Origin of the sequence: Rhodococcus qingshengii JCM 15477, from assembly GCF_023221595.1 — a bacterium.
Lineage (GTDB): Bacteria > Actinomycetota > Actinomycetes > Mycobacteriales > Mycobacteriaceae > Rhodococcus_F > Rhodococcus_F qingshengii.
Map to the genome: position 1 here is coordinate 4,918,720 of NZ_CP096563.1, position 17,868 is coordinate 4,936,587.

18 protein-coding genes are annotated in these 17,868 nt (G+C 62.1%); 7 read left to right on the plus strand and 11 right to left on the minus strand.

The window, feature by feature from the left end:
- Positions 1 to 132: 132 nt before the first annotated feature.
- Together M0639_RS22420 and M0639_RS22425 are read right to left on the minus strand one after the other, a co-directional pair.
- Positions 133 to 594, minus strand: a complete 462-nt coding sequence (locus tag M0639_RS22420; RefSeq protein WP_007733468.1) for an RNA polymerase sigma factor SigD — start codon at positions 592 to 594, stop codon at positions 133 to 135.
- A gap of 63 nt (positions 595 to 657) precedes the next feature.
- Positions 658 to 1,224, minus strand: a complete 567-nt coding sequence (locus tag M0639_RS22425; RefSeq protein WP_042921673.1) for a hypothetical protein — start codon at positions 1,222 to 1,224, stop codon at positions 658 to 660.
- A gap of 253 nt (positions 1,225 to 1,477) precedes the next feature.
- Here M0639_RS22425 and M0639_RS22430 point away from each other — a divergent pair, with 253 nt between their 5' ends.
- From M0639_RS22430 to M0639_RS22445, 4 genes are read left to right on the plus strand one after another with little or no spacing between them, the layout of a single operon-like run.
- A complete protein-coding gene (locus M0639_RS22430; RefSeq protein WP_003939689.1) occupies positions 1,478 to 2,134 on the plus strand; it encodes a hypothetical protein in 657 nt (218 codons plus the stop codon).
- Positions 2,127 to 2,690, plus strand: coding sequence for a hypothetical protein (locus M0639_RS22435; protein ID WP_003940255.1), 564 nt, complete (start codon positions 2,127 to 2,129; stop codon positions 2,688 to 2,690). The genes M0639_RS22430 and M0639_RS22435 overlap by 8 nt, the downstream gene beginning before the upstream one ends.
- Positions 2,691 to 2,702: 12 nt before the next feature.
- Positions 2,703 to 3,380 carry a response regulator transcription factor gene (locus M0639_RS22440; RefSeq protein ID WP_003939990.1) on the plus strand — a complete coding sequence of 226 codons (678 nt, stop codon included), beginning with the start codon at positions 2,703 to 2,705 and terminating at the stop codon, positions 3,378 to 3,380.
- Entirely contained in the window at positions 3,377 to 4,654 is a 1,278-nt protein-coding gene (locus M0639_RS22445) for a sensor histidine kinase (protein WP_050654708.1), read from the plus strand. The genes M0639_RS22440 and M0639_RS22445 overlap by 4 nt, the downstream gene beginning before the upstream one ends.
- Before the next feature lie 67 nt (positions 4,655 to 4,721).
- Here M0639_RS22445 and M0639_RS22450 read toward each other — a convergent pair whose 3' ends face one another.
- The 3 genes from M0639_RS22450 to M0639_RS22460 form a co-directional block, all read right to left on the minus strand.
- Positions 4,722 to 6,437: a glycerol-3-phosphate dehydrogenase/oxidase gene (locus M0639_RS22450; protein WP_058037824.1), complete on the minus strand. Its 1,716-nt coding sequence runs from the start codon at positions 6,435 to 6,437 to the stop codon at positions 4,722 to 4,724.
- A gap of 48 nt (positions 6,438 to 6,485) precedes the next feature.
- Complete coding sequence (gene glpK / locus M0639_RS22455; RefSeq protein WP_058037823.1) at positions 6,486 to 7,994, minus strand: glycerol kinase GlpK; 1,509 nt, start codon at positions 7,992 to 7,994, stop codon at positions 6,486 to 6,488.
- 64 nt (positions 7,995 to 8,058) lie between these two features.
- On the minus strand, positions 8,059 to 8,886 hold the full coding sequence (locus M0639_RS22460; RefSeq protein ID WP_003940085.1) for an MIP/aquaporin family protein: 828 nt from the start codon (positions 8,884 to 8,886) through the stop codon (positions 8,059 to 8,061).
- Between the two features lie 239 nt (positions 8,887 to 9,125).
- Between M0639_RS22460 and M0639_RS22465 the strand changes: the two genes are divergently transcribed.
- Complete coding sequence (locus tag M0639_RS22465; protein WP_007733475.1) at positions 9,126 to 10,109, plus strand: sugar-binding transcriptional regulator; 984 nt, start codon at positions 9,126 to 9,128, stop codon at positions 10,107 to 10,109.
- On the opposite strand, the gene M0639_RS22470 is transcribed toward M0639_RS22465, so the two are convergent.
- The gene (locus M0639_RS22470; RefSeq protein ID WP_007733476.1) at positions 10,044 to 10,847 is read right to left on the minus strand and encodes a TetR/AcrR family transcriptional regulator; all 804 of its coding nucleotides are present in this window, start codon (positions 10,845 to 10,847) and stop codon (positions 10,044 to 10,046) included. The genes M0639_RS22465 and M0639_RS22470 overlap by 66 nt on opposite strands.
- A 93-nt stretch (positions 10,848 to 10,940) precedes the next feature.
- Between M0639_RS22470 and M0639_RS22475 the strand changes: the two genes are divergently transcribed.
- Entirely contained in the window at positions 10,941 to 11,894 is a 954-nt protein-coding gene (locus tag M0639_RS22475) for an ATP-binding cassette domain-containing protein (RefSeq protein ID WP_064073981.1), read from the plus strand.
- Positions 11,891 to 12,652, plus strand: coding sequence for an ABC transporter permease (locus M0639_RS22480; RefSeq protein ID WP_054781864.1), 762 nt, complete (start codon positions 11,891 to 11,893; stop codon positions 12,650 to 12,652). The genes M0639_RS22475 and M0639_RS22480 overlap by 4 nt, the downstream gene beginning before the upstream one ends.
- 92 nt (positions 12,653 to 12,744) lie before the next feature.
- Here M0639_RS22480 and M0639_RS22485 read toward each other — a convergent pair whose 3' ends face one another.
- The 5 genes from M0639_RS22485 to pdxH all read right to left on the minus strand — a co-directional run bounded on the left by M0639_RS22485 (position 12,745) and on the right by pdxH (position 17,768).
- Complete coding sequence (locus tag M0639_RS22485) at positions 12,745 to 13,107, minus strand: FKBP-type peptidyl-prolyl cis-trans isomerase (protein ID WP_003940440.1); 363 nt, start codon at positions 13,105 to 13,107, stop codon at positions 12,745 to 12,747.
- Positions 13,108 to 13,146: 39 nt separating this feature from the next.
- A complete protein-coding gene (locus M0639_RS22490; RefSeq protein WP_020908786.1) occupies positions 13,147 to 14,445 on the minus strand; it encodes a citrate synthase in 1,299 nt (432 codons plus the stop codon).
- Between the two features lie 358 nt (positions 14,446 to 14,803).
- Positions 14,804 to 15,751 carry an aldose 1-epimerase family protein gene (locus tag M0639_RS22495; protein ID WP_003939677.1) on the minus strand — a complete coding sequence of 316 codons (948 nt, stop codon included), beginning with the start codon at positions 15,749 to 15,751 and terminating at the stop codon, positions 14,804 to 14,806.
- Positions 15,752 to 15,792: 41 nt separating this feature from the next.
- Complete coding sequence (locus tag M0639_RS22500) at positions 15,793 to 17,058, minus strand: MFS transporter (protein ID WP_021332219.1); 1,266 nt, start codon at positions 17,056 to 17,058, stop codon at positions 15,793 to 15,795.
- Positions 17,055 to 17,768 carry a pyridoxamine 5'-phosphate oxidase gene (gene pdxH, locus M0639_RS22505; protein WP_007733483.1) on the minus strand — a complete coding sequence of 238 codons (714 nt, stop codon included), beginning with the start codon at positions 17,766 to 17,768 and terminating at the stop codon, positions 17,055 to 17,057. The genes M0639_RS22500 and pdxH overlap by 4 nt, the downstream gene beginning before the upstream one ends.
- Positions 17,769 to 17,868: the final 100 nt, after the last annotated feature.

A 17,868-nucleotide genomic window follows, 5' to 3' on the forward strand; every position in this document is an offset into this window, starting at 1 on the left:
CCACAGTCACACTCCTCGTTCTCGATCACTCGTCGCCATGCAGTGTCGTGCAGGTCACGGGCGAAGGGAAAGAGTTGCGTGAGGTTGCCGGGAGTTGCGAAGGGTTGCAGCTGTTGACTTTCGAGCGTTGATTCAGGCGCCGCTCAGGCTGTCGCGTCTGATCTTGGCCAGCGCGCGGTGTTGGGCGAGTTCGACGGCGCTCGTTGTCGTTCGCAGTGACAGCGCCGTCTCGCGCACGTCGAAGCCGACAACGATGCGAGCTACCAAGACGTTGCGTTCTGCGGCCGACAGATCACCGAAGGGCAGAGTGAGTCGACTGGAGGCGGGTAGCGAATCGATTTCGCGACTGATCGCGTCGTACAGATGCGCGAGGAACGCTTCTCCGGCACGTCTACGTCGCCGAATGTCGGACAGGACGGATCGGCAGATACCGACGGCAATACGATCAGCGTCGAGCGGTCGCAGTTCGGCACGACAGCGCCTCGTCACCAGAGGCACGATGCGTTGAAGGAGTTCTGCAATCGCGTCCCGATCCCCTCGGGACGCATCGTCGGCAACACTGTCGATCGAACGTCCACCTGCCCTGCTTGTCATTCCGATCTCCCCCTGCTTCGGCTCTTGGTCGAATTCCCGACTACTGCTCAGGTTTTGAAGTCGCTAGGGGCGTATCGGCTCGGGGCAGATCCCGGTTTGTTCCCCGATGATGTTGATCTCGGCGTTGGAACGAGGGTCAGCGCCGTAGTTGATCTGGTCGGTGCACTTCTCGGAGGGCTCGACGGCATCGGGCGGGAGCGGCGCCGGGCATGAACCCATCTGCTCTCCGATGCTGTTGATCTCCGCATTCGAACGAGGGTCACCCACATAGTTGATCTGATCGGTGCACTTGGTCGACTCGGTAGCCGGACCAGGGGCCGCAGGGGCAACCGCGCTGGTCGAGACCGGGGTCCAGGCCGGCGCTGCTCCGCCCGCCGGGACTCCGGGGGTGGATGCGTCCGTACCGCCGCCCACCGAGTTCGAGCCTTCGACTGTCTCCGAAGTGGTCGCTGCGGTCAGCGGCGGTGGGGTCGTAGACGCCGCAACCACCGATGTAGTCGTCGGTTCGTCTCCTGGAGCGCTGTTGTCATCACTCGAACACCCTGTCATCGCGCACATCACCCCGATCGTCAGTACGGCGAGCAGCACTCGCAGACGCCGAGTCTTGTTGGTCAGCAATAGTTCAGGCATTTGCTCTCACACTCCTCGATACGCGGATCAGCTCGTTCCGCCCAAGCGGTGAACACCGACGTGACTCACTCTAGGAGCCTGATTCCATCGGTTTCGTAACAGAATTCCGTCGGTCGCGTACCAACTCTCGACGGTCCAGAAATTCATACGATTACGTAACGGTGGGTGGCAAAACTCCGATATCGAGATCACCTGTGATCGTATGAAAACGCACATGCCGATGAGAGGGTTCGCAGCGGCCGGGGAGGGGAAAGTGTTGTATCGGAGTGACATCTGCGGCGGTCGATCAGACCGTACTCGCAGCCTGTTCGGTACAGCGCTCGCGGCAGCAACCCTCGGAGCGTCCGTGATCACCGGCTGCGCGTCCACCCAGGGCGTTGTGATCGAAGGCGATGTCGCTTCCACCGGGTTGCCCGTCACACAACCTGCAGACCTGGCCAGACGGGTTGCCGAAAACTCGAGGTTGGGCCGGGCGCTCCTCGACGATCCTGGGGTGTCCGAGGGAGTGAAGACAGAACTTCGGTCGTGCCCTGACTGGTATCCGATCTCGGTCGGGTCCATCCTTCTCGATCCAGGCGCACCGCGTATCGTGCCGGAGACCGAACTCGTCGTCATGAATGTGTATCCGTGCCAACCGGCCCACCAACCCGGGACCGGAGTGTCGATTTCGGTCAACCTTGCCGGCTACGTCTACCGCAGCGGCAAGGCCGGTTCGAGTGAAGACGATCCCGAACTGGGTGAGCGCCTGTTCTCCGTCGAAGAGCGCGGAAAGTTCATCGTCAGCGGTCAACGCGCCGCGAGTTTGTCTGTCCTGGAAACGGATCCGCGGCCACCGGAGTTCGAATGTTGCCCCCGTCCACCGCTTCGGACCGAGTTCCACTGGGATGGAATGGAGTTCATCCGTGATTGATCGCCGTCGCCGCGCGATGCTCGCCGGTGTTTGCCTGCCGGTCGCGTTTGCTCTCGTCTCCTGTTCCACCGAGCCTGAATCAGAACCCACTCCGAATATCGCAGCATCACTCGACCCCTCGGATCTCTCACAGGGCTTGAGCATCGATCCTGTTGCCCTCCTCAGAGCAGACCCGGAAGTGTCCGATGCGGTCAAGGACAGTCTCCGACTGTGCGGTGATGCGAACTTCCCCTTCGAAATCCGGTACTCCCCCGTGACAGGCGCCGTTTGGCAAGATGCCGTCGTCAATGTCTTCACCTGCGAGTCTGTCGGCATCTGGGGACGACCGGCCCCACCGGTCAGCTTCATGGTCGCCGGATTCGTCTACCAGATCGACGAATCGGGCGCTCACAAAGTCTTCGGAGTGCAAGACCCAGGACGCTACGTCGTCGGCTCAACCGGAGGATTGTCGGTCATGGTCGACCTGTGCAAAGACCCCGGCATTCCGGAGTTCTGTCAATCGTCGACTGCATACAAGTGGACCGGTGAAGGGTTTGAGAGTGTTCCGTTCCCATGAAAGCGAAGGCCGATGACCGATCCGTTGATTTTGCTGGTCGAAGACGACGCTGTCATACGCGAAGCAACGCAATTGAATCTCGAACGCAACGGGTTTCGGGTGATCACCGCATCGGGTGGGTTGACCGGAATGGATATGGCGGTCGACGCCAAGCCGGATATCGCCGTCCTCGACGTGATGCTTCCCGACCTGAACGGAATCAGCCTGTGCCGACGCATTCGTGAGGAACTGTCGGTGCCGGTCATCATGCTGTCCGCGCGCGACGACCCGGTCGACATCGTTCTCGGATTGGAAGCCGGTGCCGACGACTACGTCACCAAGCCCTTCGACAGCGGTGTCCTGGTGGCCCGTATCCGCAGTGTGCTCCGGCGGGTCGAATCCCATTCCGGTACGGAGAAAGACATCGTGACTCTCGGCGATCTGGAGATCGATCGCGAGTTGGTGACCGTCACGCGTTCGGGCGCCGAAGTGGCTCTCACGCCCACCGAAATGAAGCTGCTCCTGGTCATGGTGAGTGTGCCGCGCAAAGTCTGGTCTCGCTCCGAACTGCTCTCGGACGTCTGGGATTACGACTGGGGCGGCGATACGCGCATCGTCGACGTTCACGTTCAGCGATTGCGCACGAAGATCGGCTCCGAACAGATCCGGACCGTCCGGGGGTTCGGCTACACGATGGACAACCATCGGTGAGATCGCGGGATCTCGCCGCCAAGCTCCCGTCCACCGGGAGGCGGTTGTCGTTTCAGTGGAAGATCGCGGCGGCCATCACGTTCGTGATCGCCGTCGCCTCGATCACGCTCAGTACCGTGATGCATCAAACCTTTTCACACAACCAAGAGGATGCAGCGCGGGCGGCAGCTGATCGCAATCTCCAACTGGTGCTGCAGGACGAAACGGGCAGCATGCGTGCGCTGTTCCGCGCCACCACAGATGGTCTCGACGTTCCGGAAGAGTTGCGTCAGGCCGTGGCGGGCGGCAAACGTGCCACCTACCTTGTCGACAGCGGGGACCAGCCATTTGTCTGGGCTGCTGCCGACGTCAACACTCAGGTGGTGGCGATTCGCGTCCCGTACACCGCGCAGCGGGAATCGATCGCCAGCGTCGATCGGACACTTCGCAACGCCACCATCGCAGTGATCGCAGCGGGTGCCGTCCTGGGTGTGCTGCTTGGACTCGCGATGTCGTATCGATTGCGCTCGGCCGCCCGTGCGGCTCGCAAAGTGTCTACCGGAGCGGACATCCGCGTCCGCTCGGTCACCTGGTCGCTTTTCGACGACGAGATCACCGAGCTGGCGGATGCGGTCGACGCGATGTCCGATGCTCTACGGGGACAACTGGACGCCGAAAAGCGCGTGACAGCCAACATCGCGCACGATCTCAGGACGCCCATCTCCGGACTGGTCGGCGCCGCAGAGCTCCTGCCACCCGGTAGGCCAACCGAATTGGTGCGCGACGGCGTCCATAAACTCAGGAGGCTCGCCGAGGACGTCATCGAAGTGGCACGCCTCGACACCACCTCCGAGCAGGCAGACATCCAATCGGTGGAACTGGCGCCGGTGGTGCGTCACGCGATTTCCACCACAGGAGTCGAGTGTGAAGTGAGTGTTCACGGCACCCCCGTGTCGTACACCGACGCGCGCAGACTGGAGCGGATCATCGCCAACCTGATCTTGAATGCTCGCAATCACGGAAAGTCGCCGATCAATGTCCACGTCGACCACTCCCGCATCACGGTCCGAGATCGGGGCGTCGGGTTCACTGAAGAGTGGCTTCGCCAGGGGCCGAAGAGATTTCAGACCAACTCCGTCGAACGCGGCCCGAACTCGGGCCTGGGCCTCGGCTTGACGATCGTAGTGGGACAAGCGGCGGTCATCGGCGCTCGTATCGACTTCGCGAACCATCCGAACGGGGGCGCGGTGGTGACGATCGACCTCCCCGAATGTTCGGCAGACGAGTTCGATTGACACCGAGGCAGTTCGGTCGATCGGCCGGGACACAGGGTCCCGGCCGATCATTGGTGGTGTCTCGGACTCAAACCTGTCCGACAGCGACTCCGGTTCGAACGTCCGGTGCACCGAGGCGCGCCGCATCAGCGGTCAGGTCATCGGGCTGCTCCTGAGATTCCCGCTCGGCTGCGACACGCAACCGGTAGTGTTCGATCTCCTCGGCAATGTGCTCGGGAGTCCAACCCAGCACCGGCGCAACCAGTTCGGCTACTTCCGCTGCTGCCGCGTCGCCGCGATCGGTAACCTCGATGGAGATGCGGGTACGACGGGTAAGGATGTCGTCGAGATGCTGTGCACCCTCATGGCTCGCAGCGTAGTGGATCTCCGCCTTGAGGTACTCGGGGGCGGAGTCCAACGGCTGCCCCAGTTCCGGTCGCGCCTCGACGAGTTCGAACAACTCGTCAGCCAGAGTGCCGTACCGACCCAGTAGGTGCTCGATGGTCGAAACGTGCAGTCCCGTGCGCTCAGCGGTGAGATGCCGATTGTTGTGCGCGGCAAAGTAGCCGTCGGCACCCACAAGTTGGATACGCTCGGTGCAGGACTTCGGCACCTTCTGTTCCAATCCGTGCACCGCGGAATCGACAGCGTCCTTGGCCATCACGCGGTAAGTGGTGTACTTGCCACCGGCGACCACCGTCAAACCTCGGACCGGACTCGACACCGCATGCTCACGCGAGAGAGTGCTGGTCGAATCCGATTCGCCGAACAGCAACGGACGCAACCCCGCGTACACACCGACGACGTCCTCGTGCGTCAACTCGTCCTGAAGGAGCTTGTTGACATGTCCGAGGATGTAGTCGATATCGCTTCGGCTCGCTGCCGGATGGGCGAGGTCGAGGTTCCAGTCGGTGTCCGTCGTACCGATGATCCAGTGGCTTCCCCACGGAATCACGAACAGCAGACTCTTCTCGGTCCGCGTGATGATTCCGGTCGCAGAGTTGATGCGGTTTCGCGGGACGACCAAATGCACACCTTTCGAAGCGCGAACCTGGAATTGTCCTCGACCACCTACCATTTCCTGAATCTCGTCAGTCCACACACCGGCGGCGTTGATGACCTGACGAGCACGGATCTCGAACGCGCGACCTGTTTCCAGATCCACGGCCTTCACCCCGACTACGCGGTCCTCCTCACGGAGAAAGCCGATTACGCGGGTGCTGTTGACGCACAGCGCGCCGTACTCGGCCGCCGTGCGCGCCAGCATCATCGTGTGGCGGGCGTCATCTACCTGACCCTCGTAGAACTTGACCGAACCCCGGATAGCAGAGCGCTTTCCGGAAGGGAACGATTCGAGAGTCTTCTTCTTGCCCACATGCTTGTGGTGTGAGGGAACCCCGCGGCCTGCGCCCATCACGTCGTAGACGCCGATGCCCAGACCGACGTACGGCCGGTCGATCAACTTCTCGAGTGGGTAGATGAACGGCACCGGCTTCGCGAGATGCGGGCACAGCGAATTCAGAACCAGCGACCGCTCACGCAGTGCCTCGAACACGAGCGCAAAATTGAACTGCTCGAGGTAACGCAGTCCGCCGTGGAACAGCTTGCTCGACCTGCTCGAGGTTCCGGACGCGAAGTCACGAGCCTCCACCAAGCCCACCTTCAGACCGCGAGTTGCGGCGTCGAGCGCGCTACCCGCTCCGACCACGCCACCGCCGATAACGAGGACGTCGAGTTCGGTTTCTTCCAACTTCTTCAGCGACTCCGCCCGCGAGGACGGACTCAATGCTTGTGCTGTGCTCATGAAAACTGTTCCTTCACTTGAAAATAGGTAGAAATGGGGGCGCCGCGATCAGTCTGCGTCGACCCAGTCGAGTGTCCGAGTGACGGCTTTCTGCCAGCCTGCATACAGGCGCTCACGCTCGGCCGAATCCATCGACGGCGTCCAGCTCTTGTCCTTCGCCCAGTTGCTGCGAATGTCGTCCTCGCTCTCCCAGTACCCGACCGCGAGACCAGCGGCGTACGCAGCGCCCAATGCCGTGGTCTCCGCAACGACAGGGCGGATCACCTCGACGTCGAGCAAATCGGCCTGGAATTGCATGAGGAGTTCGTTCGCGACCATTCCGCCGTCGACCTTGAGAACCTTCAAGTCGACACCCGAGTCGAGGTTCATCGCCTCGATCACCTCACGACTCTGGTACGCAGTCGCTTCGAGCACCGCCCGGGCAAGGTGCCCCTTGTTCACGAACCTTGTCAGACCGACGATCGCACCGCGTGCATCCGCGCGCCAATGCGGTGCAAACAGGCCCGAGAACGCGGGCACGAAGTACGCGCCACCGTTGTCGTCCACAGAGCGCGCGTTCACCTCGATGTCGGCCGCGTTGTCGATCATGCCGAGGTTGTCCCGAAGCCACTGGACCAGCGAACCGGTCACGGCGATCGAACCTTCCAGTGCGTAAACCGTTGGCTGCTCACCGATCTTGTAACAGACCGTCGTCAACAAGCCGTTCTTGCTCATCACCTTTTCGGTGCCGGTGTTGAGGAGCACGAAGTTGCCGGTTCCGTAGGTGTTCTTCGCTTCTCCGGGCGAGAGGCAGGCCTGACCGAAAGTCGCTGCTTGCTGATCGCCGAGGATTCCGGCGATCGGCACGCCGGACAACGTTCCGCGTTCGCGCACGAATCCGAAAGTTTCGGACGAGCTGCGAATCTCGGGGAGCATCGATTCGGGGATGCCCATGTCGGCGCAGATCGCCGAATCCCAAGCGAGAGTGTCGAGATCCATCAACAGAGTGCGCGACGCGTTGGTGGGGTCGGTAGCGTGCACTCCGCCGTCGACGCCGCCGGTCATGTTCCACAGCACCCAAGTGTCCATCGTGCCGAAGCACAACTCGCCTGCTTCGGCCTTCTCACTCGCGCCCTCGACGTTGTCGAGAATCCACTTGACCTTGGGGCCCGAAAAGTACGTGGCCAACGGCAATCCGGTGACTTCGGTGTACTTCCTGGGGCCGTCTTCGCCGGCGAGTGCAGTACAGATTCGATCGGTGCGTGTGTCCTGCCAGACGATGGCGTTGTAAACGGGCTTTCCGGTTGCTCGTTCCCAGACCACTGCCGTCTCACGCTGATTGGTGATGCCGACGGATGCGATGTCGGCCGCGGTCAGATCTGCGTTGGCCAAGGCGCCCGCGGTGACGTTGCGGACGTTGTCCCAAATTTCGATCGGATCGTGTTCGACCCAGCCTGCCTGCGGAAAGATCTGTGTGTGCTCGTGCTGTTCGACAGCGACTACGTGCCCACTGTGATCGAAGATCATGCATCGCGTGGAGGTGGTTCCCTGGTCTATCGCGGCTACGAACTGCGCCATCGTGCTACCCCTTTGGTGTCGAAGAAAGTGCGAAAGATTTACTGTCAGAGATGATGATTCGCCATCAGGCCGGTATCGTGGCCGGCTCCTCGGCTGCCTTCTCCACCGACTCGTCAGGCAGGAATCGACCAATCAGCTTGTCGTAGAGGAACACCCCGATCGGAGCGCCGATCAGCGGCCCCACGATGGGCACCCAGAAATACAGGCTCCCGTACTGATCTCGCCAGGCGCTGCCGTAACCGGTGAGATACGACGCCAGCCGCGGACCGAAGTCACGGGCCGGATTGATGGCGTAACCCGCGTTGGTCGCCCATGCGAATCCGATTGCCACCACGATCAAACCGACGACGAAGGGCGCAAGATTCGCGAGCGGCGGAGTTCCCCGAGTATCGGTCACCGCAACGATGAGGAACAACAGGATCGCCGTGCCGATGATCTGATCTATCAGCGCTGATCCCAGACTGACCGGGAGCGTTCCGTTTCCGGGCATCGTCGAGAAGATCGTCTGAGTCGCCGTTGTGTGTCCGGGATCGATGGCATTGAGCATGTCGTTGTAATTCCACCGGACGATCAGGGCCGCGACAAAGGCTCCAGCGGTCTGCGCCAGCGTGTAGGGCAGGACCTTGCGCCAGGAGAATCCCCGGAAGATCGCAAAGGCGAAGGTCACTGCGGGGTTCAGATGAGCACCCGTCACCCGGCCTGCGACATAGATGCCGAACATGACGCCGAGTCCCCAGGCCCACGCGATACTGTCGTGTCCGCCGAGACCCCCACCGCTCCCGCCGGACACAACCTGCGCCACAACTCCGACGCCGAACAAGATCAAGATCATCGTTCCGGCGAACTCGGCTGCCAACTCGCCTGGAAGCCCTAATCGCTTGGCTTTCTCCATCCCCACCCTCACTTCGTTGTGATGCATGTCATAGTTTGGATTGCTGCACCCGTAGCGTAAGGCCGTTTGCACATTCACGCATAGCTCGTGCACATATGTGCAATTGCCCCATTTGCGCACCGTAACGCGGGTAACAGACACACTTCTGGGACTTTGCGTGATCGAGCGCCTCGGCCTGGGCCTACTCGGATAAGATTCGGTTCAATGCTCTTGCACGTACGTGCAGACAGGACGAACCCATGGAAACTCCCACTTCGGACTCCGCTACCTCCGATCCGGCGGACCCGCGCATCGCCGACGCAGTTCAGGCCGCACGCCTCTACTACTTCCAGGACCAGACCATGGCTGCCATCGGCCGCGACATGGGGGTGTCCCGATCCACCGTCTCCCGATTGATCACCTACGCGCGCACCTCGGGTCTCGTCGAGATCAAGATCAGCACCCCGCACGGCCAGGCTCCTCGCATCGAACGCGAGTTCTCGGAACGGTACGGAGTGCGCGCCCACGTGGTGACCGTGCCGGAACTGGTGGGAGATCTCGAGCGACTCGAAAAGGTCGCAACCTTTGCAGGACGCCTGCTGGCGTCGTTCTTCGACAGCGACATGGTGATGGGGATCGCCTGGGGAACCACACTCAGTGAAGTCAGCAAGCACCTTGCCCCCAAACGCACGTACAACTCGTACGTCGTGCAACTCAACGGCGCCGCGAATACTCGCACCACCGGAATCTCTTACGCCAGCGACATCATCAGAACCATCGCCGACGCCTACGGTGCTCTGCCACAAGGATTTCCGGTGCCTGCCTTCTTCGACTACCCGGAAACCCGGGAGCAACTGTGGCGCGAACGAAGCATCAAACGCGTCTTGGACATGCAGAAGCGAATGGACCTGGCAGTCTTCAGCATCGGCGTACCGGGCGGCAACGTACCGAGTCACGTCTACACCGCCGGATACCTCGAACCCGATGAAGCAGAAGCACTTCGACGCGACGGAGTGGTCGGCGACATCGCAACCGTCTTCTTCCGGTCGGACGGGAGCTACCGCGGAATCGAACTCAACGAGCGCGCGAGCGGCCCGCGACTGGACCTTTTCGAGAAGGTCGCCAGACGCGTGTGCATCGTCGCCGGAACAGCAAAACTGCCGGCCCTGGAGGGAGCACTACGGGGCGGGCTGATCACCGATCTGATCATCGACGACGTCAGCGCCACCGCGCTGGTGTCCTGACCGCTGCACCAGCTTCTCGATTCCGTCGAGAAGTAAGCCAAGCGAGAAACTGAAATCGAAGGCATCGTCGCCGGCGGCCTCACCCTCCGGGCTGCCGTCCTCGAAGCCGCCTTCCTCGATTGCGGCACTCAGGTAGGGGAATCCCTCCCGATTGATGACACGAGCAATGAGAGCGCCGTATGCGACGTCGTCGTCTGCCGACTGCGCTGAACGAGACGCCAGGTCAGCCGAGAATCGAGCGCGGCCGATGACGAACAACGACACGTTGGTCACCACCTGGAACTTCGACGCGGCGCTCAGGGCGACCCCGTCGAGGGCGCTCAGACCCGCGTCGAGCCACGCCATGTTGTTGGGCCCGGTCGGTGGAGCCGTGATGGGCAGCTTGAGCCACCACGGTCGACTCAGCATCGTGGCGTACTCCTGATTCGCCCACGCCTCGAGCTTGACGCGCCAGGTCACGCCGTCGGGAATTACCGGCGGCGGCCCGATCACCCGATCCGAAATCAGTTCGATCAGTTCGTCTTTGCTTGCCACGTAGCGGTAGAGCGACATGGTCGTGAACCCGAGCGCTTTGGCCACGCGGCCCATCGACAGAGCGGTGACGCCTTCTGCGTCGGCCAATTCGATCGCGGTGTCGAGAATTTGCTCGAGACTGAGCCCCTTCTTCGGACCCCGCGTTCCCGGCTGGTCCAGTCCCCAGGCCAGTTCAACTGCTCTCGGTAGCGCTCCGCGATCCATAAGCTCCCACTCTTCACTCTTGCGATCATCCTAGAACTGTATACGCTATAAACACGAGTTTATGACATACACAGTTCTTACTTGGAGGTCTCGATGTCAGGAACGATCCCCGCAATCTCGGTCCGCGGACTCCGTAAGCGCTACGGCGATCAACAGGTACTGGCTGGACTCGACCTGTCGGTCCCGGCCGGATCGGTGTACGCCCTCCTCGGCGCGAACGGCGCCGGAAAGACCACGGCCGTAAGAATTCTCACCACCCTCATCCCCTTCGACGGAGGTGAGGTCACGGTCGCGGGGCATTCACTGCCCGGAGATCCACAGAATGTTCGGCGACGCATCAGCGTGACCGGGCAGTACGCAGCCGTCGACACCTTGCTGACCGGATTCGAGAACCTCACCCTACTGGGCGAACTGAATCACCTGGGCCGGAAGAACTCCCGTCACCGTGCCGAGGAATTGCTCGACCAGTTCGTTTTGACGGACTTCGGCGACAAACGCGCCGGCAACTACTCGGGCGGCATGCTCAGACGACTCGACATCGCAATGAGCCTCGTCGCCCGACCGGACGTCGTCTTTCTCGACGAACCCACCACCGGCCTGGACCCGCGAAGCCGCCACGACATGTGGTCGATCGTTCGAGGACTCACAGCGTCAGGCGTCACCATCTTCCTCACCACCCAATACCTCGACGAGGCAGACGAATTGGCCGATACGGTCGGCGTGCTGAGCGGCGGCCGCATCGTCGCCGAGGGAACACCGGACGAACTCAAACGCCTTGTTCCCGGCGGCCACGTCGCACTGCAATTCGAGAACCTGGCCCAACTCGAACTCGCCGCGGCATCACTGCCGCAGGCGCATTCGAATGCCGAGACCTTGACCCTGCACATCCCTTCCGACGGGGCAGTTCCGTCGATCAAAGCGATCCTCGACTCGATCGACGATCCGTCGATCACCGTCGAGAAGTTCTCCGTTCACACTCCGGATCTGGACGACGTGTTCTTCGCGCTCACCGGATCAGGCCAACCCGAGATTGCGAGCGTTCGATGACCTCCACCATTGCAATCGATTCCGCGGTGATGCTCCGCCGGAATCTCAAACACGTTCTGCGCAGTCCGGATTCGATGATCACCGCGATAGCCCTTCCGGTCATGCTCATGCTGCTGTTCGTCTACGTCTTCGGCGGCGCCATCAACACCGGTAGCGAGTACATCGACTACGTAGTGCCCGGAATAATCCTTCTGTGCGCCGGTTTCGGCGCCTCGACCACCGCGGTCAGCGTCTCGAGCGACATGGAGGACGGGATCATCGACCGTTTCCGGACCTTGGCGATCTCTCCGTCGTCGGTCCTGACCGGTCATGTACTGGCCAGCGTCGTCCGCAACGTCCTGACTACGGCGATCGTGGTCGTCGTTGCGCTGATCATGGGATTTCGCCCGACCAGCGATCCGTTGCGCTGGCTCGGCGTCGCCGCTGTGATCGTCGCCTTCGTCTTTGCCATGTCGTACCTCTCGACAGCTTTGGGACTCTTGGCCCAGAACCCGGAGGCTGCAAGCGGATTCACCTTCGCCATCATGTTCCTGCCCTACGTCAGCACTGCTTTCGTACCGGCTGAGACCATGCCGTCCTGGCTGCAGGGGTTTGCCCGGCACCAACCGGTGACTCCGATCATCGAGACTGTGCGCGGACTCCTGATGGGCACGCCGATCGGGAACAGCGCGGCCATCGCCCTCGCGTGGTGCCTGGGCATCGCCGCCGTGGGATTCGTGTGGTCCAACTGGCTCTACCGACGAAAGACCGCGAGCTGACCACACAAGAAAGCCCCACACCTGACGGTGCGGGGCTGCTTGTGCTGTGCGCCTTTATTAACCGCGGGGGGTTAATAAAGGCGCACAGTGGATTACTTGGCGTCCAGCAGATCGATCACGAAGACCAAGGTCTTGCCGGAAAGCTGGTGCCCTGCACCGGCGGGGCCGTATGCCAGCTCCGGCGGAATGGTGAGCTGACGGCGTCCGCCGACCTTCATGCCCGGGATGCCGTCCTGCCAGCCCTTGATCAGGCCACGAAGCGGGAACTGAATGGACTCGCCACGGCTCCAGGAAGAGTCGAACTCTTCGCCGGACTCGAACTCGACACCGACGTAGTGAACGTCGACGGTGCCACCGGGAACGGCTTCGGCGCCTTCTCCGACAACCAGATCCTTGATGACCAGATCGGTCGGCGCGGGGCCTTCCTGGAACTCGATTACGGGCTTGCTACTCATGGGTCCTCCTCGTTGAGGCGAAAATTGGGGGGGCAGGGGCTAGCGGGTGGTGATGTCCCGATAGTCACGCTCGGTGTAGCCGGTGTAGATCTGGCGCGGGCGGCCGATCTTCGTAGCCGGATCCTCGTGCATTTCACGCCAGTGCGCAATCCAGCCGGGCAGACGGCCCATGGCGAACAGCACCGTGAACATGCGCGGCGGGAAGCCCATCGCGCGGTAGATGAGGCCGGTGTAGAAGTCGACGTTCGGGTAGAGCTTGCGCTCGATGAAGTAGTCGTCCGTGAGGGCGGCCTCTTCGAGTTGCATTGCGATGTTGAGCAGTTCGTCGTCGCCGCCGAGCTTGGCGAGGATGGTGTGCGCGGTTTCGCGGACCAGCGCAGCGCGCGGATCGTAGTTGCGGTAGACGCGGTGCCCGAAGCCCATGAGCTTCACGCCGTCTTCCTTGTTCTTGACCTTGCGGACGAACTCGGCTGCGGTGCTGCCGCTGGCCTTGATCTCGTCGAGCATCTCGAGCACTGCCTGGTTGGCGCCGCCGTGCAGCGGGCCCCACAGTGCGTTGATGCCGGCCGAGACGGAGGTGAACAGGTTGGCGTCCGACGAGCCGACCATACGCACGGTCGACGTGGAGCAGTTCTGCTCGTGGTCTGCGTGCAGGATCAGCAGCATGTCGAGTGCCTTGGCGACCTCGGGATCACCCTGGTACGGCTCGGCGGGGAAGCCGAACGTCATACGCATGAAGTTCTCGACCAGGTTCAACGAGTTGTCCGGGTACAGGAACGGCTGTCCGACGGACTTCTTGTACGCGTACGCAGCGATGGTCGGCAGCTTCGCGAGAAGACGGATGGTGGACAGTTCCACCTGCTCCGGATCCTCGGGATCGAGCGAATCCTGGTAGTACGCCGACAATGCGTTCACTGCGGACGAGAGAACCGGCATCGGGTGAGCGTTGCGCGGGAATCCGTCGAAGAACCGCTTGAGGTCCTCGTGAAGCAGGGTGTGTCGACGGATGCGGTCCGTGAAGGACTCGAGCTGGGCGTCGGTCGGCAGTTCGCCGTAGATCAGCAGGTAGCTGACCTCGATGAACGTCGACTTACCTGCCAACTGCTCGATGGGATATCCGCGGTAACGCAGGATTCCCTTCTCACCGTCGATGTAGGTGATTGCAGAACTGGTGGATGCAGTGTTCACAAAACCGGGGTCAAGGGTGGTGTACCCCGTTGTGGCCAGCAGCTTTCCCAGCTCGATGCCGTCATTGCCCTCTGTTGCCCTGGCAATGGACATCGTGTACTCACCACCGGGGTAAGTAAGCGTGGGCTTTGTGTCATTGTCAGCGGGCACGAAGGATCCCTCTCAAGCTCGAACCAACGAGTAACTACATGCGATCAACTAGAAACTAGTCGCACGGGAGAGATCGTGCCGAAGGAGGGTCGCTCCACGGCTATTTTTCGGGTACTCACGAACCCGACATACCCACCGAAACTGAAACATGTTCCAGTCTGGGCTTTCCCACTCGCGTGACCGGTACTCCAGTCTACGGAATCGCGCATTTACCCACACTGATCTGCAAATCTCGGCTGCAATTCGCAAATGGGAGCAACGTCGGACCTTCCGGACCACTGACACGGGGTACCGAAAACCGATCGTTATCGGCTGATGCCTACTTGGTGTTACACGATCCCACGGTATGAGAGCCGGATCACAGCGCCTTGATGCCCCAGCTACCCGTCCACGTCTGACCCGGATGAAGCACCAGGAGATCGATGCCCGAGTTGAAGGCGTCAGGCGGGCAGGTCATCGGCTCCAAAGCCAATGCGCGGCCGCGATCGGGATACCCCTTGTCGTTGGCGGGATCTGCGATGAAGGCCTGAATCCACGGGAACTCGCGGTTGGTCCACAGGGCAGTGCCCGTTCCATCCGGAGCCAGCAGCTCGTGTTGCGTGCGACCACTGCCGTCGACGACGTCCAATGCGCTGTACGGAGTGTCCAACTGCACCCCGGCAAGCAGTCTCGGTGTCCGGAAGTCGTAGTCCGTACCGGCGACTGCCTGCGAATACGCGTTCGGCAGCATCCTCGCCGGATCGATCGGCAACCGCGTGCCTGCTGCCAGATGCAGAGCACATTCGTCGAGCGGAAAGTCGCCGGCGCGAATGAAGGTGTGCATTCCGAGCCCGAACGGCGACGAGGTCGCACCCTTGTTCGTGGCCGTGTGCGTGACGGTCAGTCCGTCGGCACCGACCTCGTAGGCGACCGTCAGCTGCAACGGATAGGGCCAACCCTTGTGAAGTCCCACGTCGACCGACAGTTCGACGCGCTCGTACGTGTGGTCCACGAGGCTCCAATTGCGACGCCGGACGAACCCGTGGCTCGCGTTCCCCAGCGCAGGTTCGGTGATCTCGAGTTGATGCTCGATCCCGTCGAACATGAAGTGCCCGTCGCGAATTCGGTTGGGCCACGGCGCGAGAACCAATCCGGCCGACAGCGGTGGCTTCGATCCGAGTGCCCAGGTCTCGGTCAGCGCGCGCTGACCGTTCGGTCCTTCGTGATCGAGTAGCCGCAACCCGGCACCGGCCGCGGCGATCTCGGCTCGATAGCCTCCACCACGGATCTCGAACCCTCCCCTACCCGTGCTGTGCGGCGCAGTCATACGTACCAGTTTCCACCACGAGCGACCGGTTAACCAGGACGTCAGACGGCGCGTCCCACCTTGTAGCGAACGAATGCCGGAAATGCGAGGGCAGAAAGGACAACACCGACAATCACCAGGAAGCCGCCGCCCGCTGCCGCGACACCGGTCCCGAACAGGAAGGCTGCACCGCCGTGCAGCACGTCACCGATACGCGGACCACCTGCCACGACCACGATGAACACGCCCTGCAGTCGTCCGCGCATGTCGTCGGTTGCCACTTGCTGGAGCATCGTGCTGCGGAAAGCCGCCGAGACCATGTCGACGGCTCCGCCGAATGCCAGGAATGCGACCGCCACCCAGAGCAGAATCACACTGGAACCGGGACTCGCGAAGTACACGGCAACGCCGAAGCCGACCATGGACAGCCCCCACAGCGCGATGCAGACCAGAACGGCTCGCCCCTGGTACTGAACCCGTGGCAACCAACCCGAGAAGACTCCGCCCAGAACGGCTCCCACCGACATCGCCGCGAACAGCAGTCCCAGCGCAAAACCGCCGCTGGCGGGGTCACCGAAGGATTCGTGAGCGATCTCCGGGAACAGTGCTCGCGACATCCCGAACACCATCGCGATGATGTCCACCACGAACGACGCGAGCAGAACCTTCTGCGTCGCGAGATACGTGAAACCGCCGAGGACCTCGCTCAATCCGGCTCGCCGAGACGTTCCGGTCGGCGGAATCGCCGGGAGCTTCCATACCGCCCACAGTGTGGCGAGAAGAAAGATCGAGTCGAGCAGGTACAGCAGTTGCAGACCGGCCGACGGTATGAGGACACCCGCCAGTAGCGGGCCGGCTATCGCACCGAACTGCACGACAGTCATGTTCAGCGAGTTCGCGGCAGGTAACTGCCTGCCCGGAATCAACCGAGGGATGATCGCCGCTCGCGTCGGCTGGTTCACCGCGAAGAACGCCTGTTGAACCGAGAACAATCCGAGCACCAACCACACGTTGTTCACGTTCAGGGCAGCCTGGATCCAGAACAGCACCGACGTGACGCCGAGTCCGATCGAGGTGATCATCAACAGCCGTCGTCGATCCATGACGTCGGCCAGTGCGCCGCCCCACAGACCGAAAACGACCAGCGGGACCAGACCGAAGATTCCCGTCAGACCGACGTAGGCCGAGCTTCGGGTGATCTCGTACACCTGTTGCGGTACGGCGACCACGCTGAGCTGAGCGCCGATGACGGTGACGATGCCGGCCGTCCACAGCCGTCGATAGTCGCGATTCTCGAGCGGAGTCGTGTCCGCGAGTAGCCGGCTCACGGCTGGAGACGGACGGCGGACCACTGTCCGTCGACCAGGCTCGTGCGAACTCGATTGTGCATGCGGTTCGCGCGTCCTTGCCAGAACTCGACAGACTCGGGCCGAATCAGAATCCCGCCCCAGTTCGGTGGCACCGGAATCTCACCGTCCACGCCGAATCGAGCAGCGACCTCACGCAGTTGCTCGTCGAGATCGGCACGCGAGTCGATCGGACGAGACTGCGACGACGCCCACGCGCCGAGCTGTGAACCGCGAGGCCTGGTTCGCCAATACTCCTGCGTCAGTTGAGCACTCACCCGCTCGGTGGTGCCGCGGACGATCACCTGCCTGGCAAGGGTCAGCCACGTGAAGTTCGCCGACGCGTACGGGTGGGCGTCGAGGTGACGAGCCTTGTCGGATCCGTAGTTGGTGAAGAAGAGGACGCCGTCCTCGCTGAGCCCTTTGCAGAGCACGGTGCGCGACGCCGGACGGCCACCGTCGTCCACCGTCGACAGAGTCATGGCGTTGGGCTCCGGCGCGTCAGCTTCGACGGCGTCCACGAGCCATTGGCGCATGAGGGGCAGCCAACCGGTTTCGACAACCGAAGTATCCAATTCCGCACTCATGCGGTCCTCGACGGACTCCGATTCGCTGCCTGCTTGCGGATAGCCCACACGCATGGCCGCGAGTTCGTTGTCCACCGCCTGCGGGTCCTGACGTTCATTCGACACAGCCGAGAACGCTACTCCCGGGTACTCACTGGCCAACGGCTACGCGGCACGCGCTAAAGTTTGCCGTGGCTAGACCCGACCCGGACCGCGAGCCGCACCA